The following is a 12168-nucleotide window of genomic DNA, read 5'->3' on the forward strand; positions in this document are numbered from 1 at the left end:
ATGAAAATTCTAAATAAAGCAATCATAGGCTGTATGCTCGCTGCAGGACTCACGATGACATCATGCGACTACCTTGACGTTATCCCCGACGAGACAACCACTGGCACCGACATGACCAAGGACCGCCAGGCAGCCCTCAACTATCTGTACTCTTGCTACGGATATTTGCCTACACCTAACGCCGGACCTACGTCGCTCGACTTCCTTACCGGTGACGAGGTGGTGACAGCTTTCGAGCATGAGACATTCGCCGCTTTCCCGAAGGGCAACTATTCTGCCTCAAACCCAGTGATTAGTTACTGGAACACTCTGTATCAGGGCATACGCCAATGCTACATGTTCCAGGACGAGCTTAACAAGACTGGCAACTTCCATGGACTGGCAGAAAAGGACCGCAACGACTACAAGGCACAGGTGACATTCCTCATCGGCTACTATCACTTCATGCTCTCTCGCTGCTATGGTCCTATCATTCTTGTTCACCAAACTCCAGACCCAATGCTTCTGCCGTCTGACTATCAGGGTCAGGAGCCTTACGACGACTGCGTGAACTTCATTTGCGAGAAGTTCGACGAGGCTGCCAAGGGTCTTCCAGCAACACGTACTGGTGCTCAGGCAGGCGAATTCGGTCTTGCCACAAGCGTAGCTGCTAAGGCAATGAAGGCAAAGATGTTGCTCTATGCAGCTTCGCCTCTATTCAACGGCAACAGCAAGTTCTACTCTGAATTTAAGGACAAGAATGGCAACGCCCTTATGCCTTTGACATACGATGCCAACAAGTGGGAAAAGGCCGCCGCTGCATTCAAGGAGGCTATCGCCGCAGCCGAAACAGCCGGCTACCACCTCTATGATCGTGGCGACTGCAAGCTCAACAAGAACGGCTATCCTGCCGACCCAAACGTGCGTGCTTTACGCTATACCATCACCGACTACTCGGCTGAGGACGAGAAGGCTGGTGCCAACTCTGAGGTTATCTGGGCTGACTCACGTGGTGAGGGCTACTATGGATTGCAGAACAAGAGTATACCGTACATCAATGGTGGATGGGGATGGAATGGTGTGGCTCCTACTATTGCCATGCTTAGCCGCTTCTACACCAAGAACGGTCTGCCTATCGACCAGGACAAGACATTCGACTATGCCAACCGCTGGGATCCGGTAGAAGTGGACGAAGCACATAAGGACGAGGCTTATCCAGGACGCAAGACTCAGAAGTTCAACCTCGACCGCGAACCACGCTACTATGCTTGGGTTGCCTTCCAGGATGGCTACTACGAGATTCTGAGTGCTTCAAACAACGGTGCATATAGTGATGATGCCAACTACACACTCACTTCAGACAACACTCACGGTCGACTTATCTGCGACTTCGTGCTCGGTGGCAACTGTAGCCGTGGTGTAGACGCTAACTCTAAGCGTACCAGCAACTATTCACCGACAGGCTTCCTGAACAAGAAGTTCATCAATCCAGACCTCACAAAGTCGAAGACAGGTGCCGACTACACCAATACTCCATGGCCGCTCATACGTCTTGCAGAATTATATCTTGGCTATGCAGAATGCCTCGTTGAGACAAACCACCTTGACGAAGCCTGCACTTATCTTAACAAGGTGCGCACACGTGCTGGTCTGCCAGGTGTAAAGGAAGCATGGGAGCAGTTTGGCAAAGAGCCTGCAAAGGCTACTACCAAGGAAGGTCTGCGCGACATCGTGCGCAACGAGCGCATGAACGAGTTCTATCTTGAGAATCAGAACTTCTGGGATATGCGCCGTTGGTTGCTCGCCGAGAAATACTTCAACGTAAAGGTGAAGGGCTTGAACATCGACGCTGAAAATATCAACGACTTCGGTGAGGTTCAGGAGGTTGTATTCGAGCGTAAGTTCCAATCGCCTATGAACTACCTTATGCCAATCCCGTCTGCCGACATCAACCGTAACGACCACGTAGTACAGACTCCTGGTTATTAATAAAAAAGCATTGTTACAAATAAAAAGACACAATGATGAAAAAGACAATTATAAAAATGCTTATGGCTGTAGCTCTTGTTGGCACCGTAGCATCATGCTCTGATGACGACAATACAACACCGAGGGTGAACATCGAGGAGTCGACTGTCACCGTTGACAGCAAGCAGCCGGGCAAAGTGGTGTTCCACTGGACCACTCCAGAGAACGCAGACTTTTACTATATCAAAGTAGAGTATGACGACCCGGTTAAGGGGCATCGTGTACTCAACGCCAGCACTTATGCCGATTCTATTATGATTGACGGTCTGTATGCCAAGTATGGCGAACTGGCCTACTCGTTCACAGCAGTAAGCGAGGACGGCGGCGAGAAGGCTCTCTTCACAAAGACAGCCAAGGCTGGCTACGTGCCTGCCGACATCAAGGACTATGAGGTTGGACCTATCAGCCTTACAGCCGCACAGCTTTGGACCGACGACCAGGAGTCGTCAGAGGGTCCTATCGCTGCCCTCGTCGACGGCAACAACGGCACCTACTTCCACATGAGCTGGAGTGCGCCTTCTGCATGGCCTCACTACATCCGTGTAGACCTTGGCAAGAAGGTGAAGGGCATCTCATTCTGGTACAAGGGACGTAACAACGGCAACAATGACAACCCGAAGAAGATGACCATCCTCGCAAGCAACAATGTTGGCGACAACCCTGATGCTGCTGGAGCATGGGAGATTGGCAAGCTCGGAAGCAATGTTCTGCCAAGTGGCAGAGCTCCTGAGTACACATCACCGGGATTGTTCAGCGAGACTGAGTTCCAGTATCTATGGTTGCAGATTGAAGAGGCTTACTCTGGCAACAACTGGATTGCTATGGCTGAGCTTACTGTAAAGGAAATGACTCGCTCGATTTACGACCCTGAGAACGAGCCAATCAAGTAGTCTAACTCAAGTATTCTTATGGCGAAACAAGCTCGTTAAGAATACAATAAAAAAGACTCCGTAGACAGCGGCTTGAAATATAGCCAATGTCTACGGAGTCTTTTGTTTTTTGAAATGTTTATGCTAACCCCGTATTCAGTAGGTTTTCTGAAATTTACTGCACGCGCAAGCGGTATTTGTCGGCATAGTAGATGCTCATCAGTCGGCGTGGCTTGTGTATGGTAGGAGTCAGGGCAAGAGCCACGTGTCCCATAGTGCGGCGCAGATTCAGCTCCTGACTTCGTCATTGCGTCACCCAAAAATTTTCGTCAAAGAGTTTGGCGATTTTCTGATGTCTTGCCATCAGCACTGTTTGGGTGTAAACCTCCTTGTTCAGAGGTAGCTTAATTTGTATGGTTGTGATTGTCTTAGCCAATGCAAGCACCTTGTCTACGTTCATCTTAATCTCTGAGACTTTCAGCATACGCTCCAATTCCTTGTACACTTTCAAAGCCACAAAGCAGATGCATATATGAGCCTCGATGCGTTTGCGTGTAAAGTGAAACATGGGACGTATCTCTATCTTTGATTTGGCTATACGGAAAGCCCGTTCTACGTGCCAAAGGTTGTGGTATGCTGTGTATACATCCTGTATTGGTATATCCGTATTGGTGAGATATGCTTCATTGACAAGATTTTCGATCTCATCTTCACTATATGCAACACCAATTGTTGCAAGTTCCTTCATCTTGCCACCAATTTTCTCAACTACAATAACTCCGATATTGCCAGATGGATATTTCTTTTTGCGGACAAACATAGTTAAAATACCTTTCGTGTCACCCAATATTAGGTGACCCAAAGATTCAAAATATTGTTTATCAACAAGTTATAAAATACGGATTTTTTGAGTGACGAAGTCAGGAGATTGTATTGATAAAATAAAAAAAATGTGTGTCAAAACTCGCAAGTTATGACACACACTTTTTTATTACTTCTTTTTTTATTATTTCTCTTTATTTTGTTCCCGTATCTTTTTAATATGTTGCTCGTAGGCACGTGCCAATCCGCCTTCGCTCGTTTCCTTATACAAAGAAGGAAGGTCGTGGCCAGTCTGCTTCATCACCTTAACCACACGGTCGAACGATACAGTATGCGTGCCGTCGGAGAACGAGGCATATAGGTTGGCATCCAATGCACGTGTTGCTGCAAAGGCATTACGCTCGATACAAGGAATCTGTACCAGTCCGCAAACAGGGTCGCATGTCATACCAAGATGATGCTCAAGACCCATCTCGGCTGCATATTCAATCTGTGATGGACTACCGCCAAACAACTGACAGGCTGCTGCTGAAGCCATGGCACAAGCCACACCAACCTCGCCTTGACAGCCAACATCTGCACCTGAGATAGAAGCATTCTTCTTAACCACATTTCCAAAGATACCGGCAGTTGCCATAGCATGCAGTATGCGTGTATCGCTAAACTTGTGTCCCTTGGCAAGATGATACAATACGGCAGGCAATACGCCACAAGAGCCACATGTAGGGGCTGTAACAATAGTACCGCCAGATGCATTCTCCTCGCTAACCGACAAGGCATAGGCATAAACAAGCGCGCGCGACTGCAACGACTGCTTATATCCGCTTGCCTTAACATAATATATAGGACCCTTGCGCGGAAGCTTAAGTGGACCAGGTAATGCACCCTCGTGGTCGATGCCACGCTCCACACTTAGCTGCATAGCCTTCCATACCTCCATAAGGTAGTCCCAGATGTCTTCTTCCTCGCATTCGTCAACATACTCCCAGTAGTTGCGTCCGTGTTTTTCGCACCATGTCTGTATCTCGAGCAGCGTGTTCTTCTGATATACCTCACGCTTGCTTGTAAGCCAACGTCCCTTCTCGCCTTCCGACAAGGCACCGCCACCAACGCTGTAGCAAATCCATTCGTCCATCTTTGCACCATTGGCATCAAATGATACAAACTTCATACCATTTGGATGGAAAGGCAAAAACACTTGTGGTTGCCACTCTATACGTAATGGAGCTACAGGGCGAAGCACCTCGTCTATAGCAACATCGGTCATGTGGCCACGACCAGTTGCGGCCAGACTGCCATATAGTGTAACCTCAAACGAAGCCGCGTTGCGGTTGTGGGATACAAATACCTGCGCTGCCTTTTGTGGACCCATAGTATGGCTACTTGACGGTCCTTTACCTATTCGGTATATTTCTCTTAACGATTCCATTGCTTATATGTGAGTCTTTAAATAGTTCAAGATGTTAATATATTGTTGTTTATACAGTTAATGTTTTGTTGTTATTTGAGTAATTGTTTTGTTGTTTACAAAGTTACGACAAATTTATTGATAGCTTGCAAGGCGAACGGAATACAACTGTTAAATATTTGTTAAATGTGATGTTTGGATATTTAGAATTTTCTATTTCTACGTTATTAACTATAGAAAGGGGTGAGAACCAAGCCAATGTTTGGTGCATATCCTATATATATAATGTGTAACTTGTTAAATAGGAGATAATGTTATGAAGAAGTATCTTTTAATAGTTATGGCCATTATGTTTATGGCGGCAACGTCGGCATATGGCACGCAGAAGAGTGAGAAGGTTATGTCGATTCAGCCTTTCAGCGAGCTAAATGTTCTTGGAAATCTGGAGGTTGTATACGAGCAATCGAAGACGTGTGAGGTGCGCCTTGTGGGCGATGCCAACGACATCAACCAAATATACATAGAGAATAGCGGTGCTTCGCTCAATATCCGAAAGGCAGCCAAACAGATAGGCAATGTATATATAGACACATCCAAAAAGTCGGGAAAGTTCAACGTTGTTATAAAGGTAAAGGCTCCGGAGGTTAGCGTCTTCAATCTTGCAGGTGGCGGATATATTATTGTAGACAATATGTCGGGCAATAAGGTTACATTCAATCAAGCTGGTTCGGGCGAAATTGCTGTTGGTAGCATAACTGCCAGCAATACATTCTTCAACAATGCAGGTTCGGGAAGCATACGTATTGATGAAGTCAAGGCTGATAATGTTTGTTTGTCGATGGCTGGTTCGGGTGTGATTAGCGGCAAAGTAAGTGGGGCAGACAAACTGAATTGCACGCTTACAGGGATTGGACGAATATATGTTTCGGGTAAGACAGACAAGTATGGAAAGGTGATTATTAGCTCGGGCAGTATTGATGACAGTATGCTGAAGTACGACTCAATAAGCACTACAAGCACCCATACCAATGTGATAAAAGACAGTGATGCATCGAGCGCACCCAAAAGTCCTGACGGCATAATCAATGCCCAACCCTAATAGACAAAAGTGGATATCATACACAAATATCGAAAATCGTGAATCAACTACAGTTTGAACAGATATCTCCGCAACTGCGCAATATAGCTACGGGTTATGCTAGGCGTTATCTTGCGCGTGCCGATGATGTAGACGATGCGGCAAGTGATGCTATGCTTAGGCTATGGGCTGTACACGACTCTCTCCGCGATACAGCCCATGCCTCTCGTCTATCAGCTGTTGTTGCCCGCAATATCTCTATAGATATGTTGCGACGGCAACGTCTGGTTAGCATAGACGCAAGCGAGGTGCCAACGTCGTGGCTTATGAGGCAACAATCCAACGATGCAACTCCTGAAAGTCAGCTTGAATGGAAGGAAGACGAGCAATGGTTAAGGCTACGCATAGAGCAATTGCCGCCAAGGGAGATGCAGGTTATGAGTCTAAGGCAGACCGAAAGGCGCACAAATGAGGAGATTGCCGCAATATTAGGCATTAGTAAAGAGTCGGTGGCGACGGTGTTATCGTCGGCTCGCCGAAAACTATTCAATCAGATAAAGGAAAGGAACAGAAAATGACCGACCTACAAATCATATCACTTCTACAGCGTTACATGGACGGCTTGACCACCATAGACGAGGAGAAAGCCTTGGCTGAATTCTTCAGCAAGGCTACCGATGACAATCGTCCCGAAGCTATATCGGCCGACGATTGGAGGGCCTATCGTGAGATGTTCGGCATGTTTGCAACGGCAAATGAACCTATAGAGCAGCCTAAGGAAGAGATATCTGCCATCACACATGGCTTTAACTTGCGCAATATTGCTGTTTGGATAACATCTGCCGCAGCTGTGGCTCTGCTCGTGTTTGCAGCTTCAACTCAATTAGACAACAACACAATGGACAATAAGCCATTGGCACAACAGGTGATAAATAAGATATCTGTAGACTCAATTGCCGACAGTATCTCGGCCGAACGTCCACAGCCAATAGCTGTTGACAGCATAAAGCCACAGCCTGTTAAGCAACAAAGCCACAAGACGGTTAGACCATATTGGCAACCACGTCCGCCAAAGGTTTATGTTGCAGATGCTCTTGATGCAAAGCCAGACACTACAGACATTGAGGAGGCTGTACGCCAGGCCGACATTCTACTGCAAGCTATAAGTGTATACCAGTCGGCTGAGATAAAACAACTGGAACTTCAAGCCCTGGAAGTTTTCGAGAATGATGACTCGGACAACGACATGGCACAATAATAGAGTGTATATAATATTTAATATAAAAAAACAGTAAAATATATATCGTATGAGACAGATTGTAATAATGGCATTATTGCTATTGCAGACTGTTGCGGTTTCGGCACAGGAAAAAATCGAGACAATCTTCAAGATCGTGTTGAATGATCCTTCTACTGAAATATTGTCAAATACAAACTTTAATGTCGATTGCCCCGATGGCTCTGTAAGCTATTGCAAGTATACCGAGTTCACACTACCGACAAAAAAGAAAAAATTGTTTTCGGAGATAGAGAAGGTTATGCTTAACGCCACGTTGAAGGCTTACGACGTGTATGTAAAGAAGCCTGGTAGCAACGCCCAGCTTGTTAAAAATAACAAATACGTGTATGGTGTCAACAACGAGTACAGCGTGCAGCTTGGTATCAATAAGTCGCACTATTATTATGGATTATGCTTCAATGATGCCAACGACCCGCTTCGCCGACATGCCTACCTGTATATATGGTTTAAGGACGGCAGCAACTACCATTGCTATTACTATCATATATATGGTGTCAGTCCGGCCCGATTCGAAGAGTATAAGTCGAAAATTACCGCGTCTAATAAGTCTACAACCAAGACATCTGTAGTGCGTACAAAGACTTACACGGATGGCGATGTGGTTGTAACTACCACTTATGACAATAATGGTAATGTAAAAAGCACACAGTCGAGTACGTGGTCTGCGGAGATGAACAATATAAAGACCGATACCGACTTTATGCTTCAGTTTGGCAATATGCGCGTAGCTTTCCTTGATGCTATAAAGGATGCTGGTGCCAAAACGTTGCAGACAGGCATTGTGGTTAAGATGGCACGTATGTGTAAGGAATATAGCAAGCTGCTCACCCAAAACGAGAAGAAAACTTGCATGTACAGCATCAACGAAATGAAGGAGAAGCTGAAAAAGACCAATGCCGACACCTTTATGGATGGTATGCTGCAAGAGGCTTGGATTGCCCTGTCCAAATAGAATTGTTATGTCAGTTTGCTGATGCTTATGAACCAATTAATTTAACAGTCAGTATCAGTAAGTATTCATTTCAGTACTGCCTAACTGCTACTCCAGTACCAATTGTATGATACTGCAGTACCATATAACTGAAACTCCAGTACCAGTTATATGAAACTCCAGTACCAGTTATATGGTACTAAAAAACGGTACTGTTGATATTGGCAAATAGATAAGGCTCATCCAGAATATTAAGTGATATAAGTTAGAATATCAGTTTATATCCCTTAAAATTCTGGATGAGCCTTATTTTTTTACCATAAAGGTTTTGCCTCCTTTATTTTGTGTTATATGTAGACGATGATGTTGTTTGTCGGCGGATGATGATGTTGTTCATCTGCCGACAATCAAGTTGTTCATCTGCCGACAATCATATTGTTTTATCCGTAGATAATATTTCCGTTCTCGTCGCGGTTCTCGTCGATGAACGACTTGTTGTACTGGGTCATACCACGCAACGACATACCCATGTTAGAGAATCCACCATCGTGGAAAAGAGTCTGCATAGTAACCTTCTTGGTAAGGTCGGAGAACATCACAACGCAATAATCGGCACATTCGTCGGCACTTGCATTGCCAAGTGGAGACATACGGTCGCTGAAGTCGTAAAGACCATCAAAGCCCTTGATGCCGCTTCCGGCTGTGGTGAATGTAGGCGACTGAGAGATAGTGTTGATGCGTACCTTCTTCTCGCGGCCATAGATATAGCCGAAGCTGCGTGCTATAGACTCAAGCAGCGACTTGGCGTCTGCCATGTCATTGTAGCCGAAGAAAGTACGGTGTGAAGCTACGTATGTAAGAGCAAGAACCGAAGCCTCATCGTTAAGAGCGTCAAGCTTCTTGGCTACCTGAAGCATCTTGTGGAATGATATGGCCGAGATATCGAGGGTCTTGTCCAGAAATCCATAGTCAAGATCGTCGTATGTACGCTTCTTGCGCATGTTAACGCTCATTGCACATGAGTGGAGTACAAAGTCAATCTTTCCACCCAAAGCCTCCTGGGCCTTAACAAAGAGATTGTTCAAATCCTCTACCGATGTCGCATCAGCTGGGATAATAGTTGCGCTGGTCTTCTTGGCAAGCTCGTCGATAGTGCCCATACGACATGCCACAGCAGTGTTGGTCAACACTATCTGAGCGCCTTCCTCTACGACACGTTCTGCTACTTTCCACGCAATCGATGCGTCATTCAATGCGCCGAAGATGATACCGCGCTTTCCTTTCAATAAATTGTAAGACATAAATGTTCTATTATATAATGTATGTTTAATGTTTATTGATGCTATCCTTTTCGATTTATCCAACAAATTAGTCTTTTCTTTACCTTGATGTATTCTTAAGACTGTGCAAAGGTATAACTTTTTGCACATTTACCAATAGTTGTGTGCGAAAAAGTGCACTAATTTAGTGTTTTTATATCCTATATCATCATATAATTGCACAAACCTAATAGAATGTGCATTAATTTGGCCTATTTTGATAAAATAAATTTCTTGCCTTTATTAATAACAACACCACGATAATTTGCACCAACTTTTTGTCCCATTATATTATATAATGTGTTATTGTTCATATTTGTTGTTTGGTCCTTATTTGTAGATATATCAACGATGTTAGTGGTGCCGAGGTTTTTGAAAACAGAGTTGTATAGATTGTCATAGTTATGGCTATACCAATCTTTTACATAATCTGCCTCTTCCTTCAGATCTTTTTTTAGAGCAACTGGATTGCCGTTCCACTTAGAATATTCACGCTCCCAAGCCCCAGAAATAGTTAGAGCCTCTACATAGCTGTCTACACGACTATTAAATCCATCCTTTGATAATATGCCATTCGTGCTCAAATTACGCCAACAAACAGCTACACGGTTACGATAATCAATAATGTTGTTGTACCATAGACGGGAAAAAATTCTCGTTGGTAAAATCTCTTGGTTTGTAGCAGGATAGTTATAATATGTTCCGTCCCAGTTTCCTCCAAGTGAACAATCAAGGTCCCATGGTGTCAACATTATACATTTACTTTCATTTTTGTCAACAATACTTAAGAAAGTATTCTTCAGATTATTGTCATGAAGCCCTTGTGAAAGCAAAAAAACATGGTAGTCAATAAAGTTTTGCAAATAGAATAGCTTATCGATACCTTTTGTAAACTCTTTATCAGAAGATGAGGTACAATAATCAATAAATTCTTTAAGTGGCATGTAGCTATCTGCACACGGATAATCGTCAGGGTAGTCAAGCGACCAATTGTTCCATATTTCTTTATCCATACTTTCTTCGTTATAGCCATTCAGGTTGGCAGCATCTCCCCAACTTTCACACTTATACATTACACCATTTATCTTCACATTATCTTTATCCGTGTCGTCTGCCTTCTTTATACCGAGCAACTTTCGATTAACCTTGTCTGACATGCAATACAAACCATGATACTCTCCGTTTATGAATAATTCAACGAAATACCCTTTGGTTCCATTGCGGTTTTCGGTGTCTGTTGAATATGGGGTAGAGGACATGCTGTTCCATATATCAAAGTTTATTCTGTTGCGCATACGCAACCGGTCGATAGCCATGGCATCAAGTATCCAAGCGTCATCCTTACGTATGCCTAATATTTTTGCATTCAGACTATTCCCTTTTTCATTAAGTAATTTTACATTGAATGATTTTTTGTCATATACCAGCGATGAGGCGCCTCTATACTTCACCTTACAATTGAATGTAGCCTCAATGTTACCGTTTGTGCGTTTTAATGGGTCGACAATTTCAATTTTGGCTTGAGTATATTCAGGTTTACTTACTTTGTCTATTTTTACAGTTAAATTAACTAATGGCAGCGAGTTCTCACCTATCATATTCTTCATCGTTGTAAAGTTTGGTGTTTGAGAAGAGATTGTTGCCACATAAGCCAAAATAAAGTAAATAGCGAGTAGTATTCTTTTATTCATAATAATTAAATTCTGCAACACTTAGTTTATATATCTAAAAGTATTAGAGCAACAGTAAATTGCTTAATATTTTGTCATATTGAAGAATTCCATTGTTTTAGTGTTGCATAAAAACAAGAAGATTCAACCACAGACATTGCAAAGATACAAATTAAAAATGAAATATATCAGAGGTGAAGTATATTTAATAGAAAGTCGTAATGAGATAATATATTGTTTGAACTCCATTGTGTTGTTTATGTACAAAATATATTGAAGTATATATAATTATTGATTTATCTCAATTATAGAATAAAAAAAACATCTTTTCTGAAACTTTTTCTTCAAAACTCTTGCACGGTTGAATTATTTGTTATACCTTTGCATCCGCTTTCGAGAAAGAACGAAACCTCAAGCTAAACGAGTTTAGTTCGTGTTAAGATTGCATTAAGAAAGAGTTCTTTGAAAAGATTTACATAAACAGACAAGTAGTACAAGAAGCAAATATGATAAACTTCGGTTTTGATTATTTGGGTAAAATACGAACCGTTAATCTTTATAATAAGGTTAAAACTTCAATAAAAATGGAAGCTCGTTCTGAAACAGATATAAACAAATGCCGCCTTAGTAATAGGGCAGCAGTAAAAGATATTTTACAATGTAGAGTTTGATCCTGGCTCAGGATGAACGCTAGCTACAGGCTTAACACATGCAAGTCGAGGGGCAGCATGACGATAGCTTGCTATTGTTGATGGCGACCGGCG

9 protein-coding genes, 1 rRNA gene and 1 pseudogene are annotated in these 12168 nt (G+C 43.3%); 7 read left to right on the forward strand and 4 right to left on the reverse strand.

Translation table 11 applies throughout. The features are described from left to right. Together C9991_RS16125 and C9991_RS16130 are read left to right on the forward strand one after the other, a co-directional pair. Positions 1-1968, forward strand: coding sequence for a RagB/SusD family nutrient uptake outer membrane protein (locus C9991_RS16125; protein ID WP_106813488.1), 1968 nt, complete (start codon positions 1-3; stop codon positions 1966-1968). 32 nt (positions 1969-2000) lie between these two features. Beyond that, positions 2001-2897: a discoidin domain-containing protein gene (locus C9991_RS16130; protein ID WP_106813489.1), complete on the forward strand. Its 897-nt coding sequence runs from the start codon at positions 2001-2003 to the stop codon at positions 2895-2897. Positions 2898-3180: 283 nt separating this feature from the next. Here the strand turns inward: C9991_RS16130 and C9991_RS16135 are convergent. Both C9991_RS16135 and C9991_RS16140 read right to left on the reverse strand, forming a co-directional pair. Further along, positions 3181-3561, reverse strand: a pseudogene (locus C9991_RS16135) (IS1634 family transposase); the annotation flags it as partial. Between the two features lie 321 nt (positions 3562-3882). Next, complete coding sequence (locus C9991_RS16140) at positions 3883-5127, reverse strand: L-serine ammonia-lyase, iron-sulfur-dependent, subunit alpha (RefSeq protein ID WP_106813490.1); 1245 nt, start codon at positions 5125-5127, stop codon at positions 3883-3885. 295 nt (positions 5128-5422) lie between these two features. Between C9991_RS16140 and C9991_RS16145 the strand changes: the two genes are divergently transcribed. From C9991_RS16145 to C9991_RS16160, 4 genes are read left to right on the forward strand one after another with little or no spacing between them, the layout of a single operon-like run. Then, positions 5423-6205, forward strand: a complete 783-nt coding sequence (locus C9991_RS16145; RefSeq protein WP_106813491.1) for a GIN domain-containing protein — start codon at positions 5423-5425, stop codon at positions 6203-6205. A gap of 38 nt (positions 6206-6243) precedes the next feature. Next, positions 6244-6762 carry an RNA polymerase sigma factor gene (locus C9991_RS16150; protein WP_157949514.1) on the forward strand — a complete coding sequence of 173 codons (519 nt, stop codon included), beginning with the start codon at positions 6244-6246 and terminating at the stop codon, positions 6760-6762. After that, complete coding sequence (locus C9991_RS16155; RefSeq protein WP_106813493.1) at positions 6759-7442, forward strand: PG0215 family putative anti-sigma factor; 684 nt, start codon at positions 6759-6761, stop codon at positions 7440-7442. The genes C9991_RS16150 and C9991_RS16155 overlap by 4 nt, the downstream gene beginning before the upstream one ends. A gap of 49 nt (positions 7443-7491) precedes the next feature. After that, the gene (locus C9991_RS16160) at positions 7492-8436 is read left to right on the forward strand and encodes a hypothetical protein (RefSeq protein ID WP_157949515.1); all 945 of its coding nucleotides are present in this window, start codon (positions 7492-7494) and stop codon (positions 8434-8436) included. A gap of 419 nt (positions 8437-8855) precedes the next feature. On the opposite strand, the gene C9991_RS16165 is transcribed toward C9991_RS16160, so the two are convergent. Next, positions 8856-9716 (reverse strand): enoyl-ACP reductase FabI, encoded by an 861-nt coding sequence (locus tag C9991_RS16165; RefSeq protein ID WP_106813495.1) that lies wholly within the window; start codon positions 9714-9716, stop codon positions 8856-8858. A gap of 230 nt (positions 9717-9946) precedes the next feature. Then, complete coding sequence (locus C9991_RS16170; protein WP_106813496.1) at positions 9947-11425, reverse strand: CotH kinase family protein; 1479 nt, start codon at positions 11423-11425, stop codon at positions 9947-9949. Between the two features lie 634 nt (positions 11426-12059). Between C9991_RS16170 and C9991_RS16175 the strand changes: the two genes are divergently transcribed. Beyond that, a 16S ribosomal RNA gene (locus tag C9991_RS16175) occupies positions 12060-12168 on the forward strand; the annotation flags it as partial.

It is taken from the genome of Prevotella merdae, assembly GCF_900290275.1.
Classification (GTDB): domain Bacteria; phylum Bacteroidota; class Bacteroidia; order Bacteroidales; family Bacteroidaceae; genus Prevotella; species Prevotella merdae.

Bases quoted from the DNA above. Each gene is read 5' to 3' on its own strand.
- C9991_RS16155 (WP_106813493.1), top strand. From the start codon at position 6,759: ATGACCGACCTACAAATCATATCACTTCTACAGCGTTACATGGACGGC.
- C9991_RS16160 (WP_157949515.1), top strand. From the start codon at position 7,492: ATGAGACAGATTGTAATAATGGCATTATTGCTATTGCAGACTGTTGCG.
- C9991_RS16165 (WP_106813495.1), bottom strand. From the start codon at position 9,716: ATGTCTTACAATTTATTGAAAGGAAAGCGCGGTATCATCTTCGGCGCA.
- C9991_RS16140 (WP_106813490.1), bottom strand. From the start codon at position 5,127: ATGGAATCGTTAAGAGAAATATACCGAATAGGTAAAGGACCGTCAAGT.
- C9991_RS16145 (WP_106813491.1), top strand. From the start codon at position 5,423: ATGAAGAAGTATCTTTTAATAGTTATGGCCATTATGTTTATGGCGGCA.
- C9991_RS16125 (WP_106813488.1), top strand. From the start codon at position 1: ATGAAAATTCTAAATAAAGCAATCATAGGCTGTATGCTCGCTGCAGGA.
- C9991_RS16130 (WP_106813489.1), top strand. From the start codon at position 2,001: ATGATGAAAAAGACAATTATAAAAATGCTTATGGCTGTAGCTCTTGTT.
- C9991_RS16170 (WP_106813496.1), bottom strand. From the start codon at position 11,425: ATGAATAAAAGAATACTACTCGCTATTTACTTTATTTTGGCTTATGTG.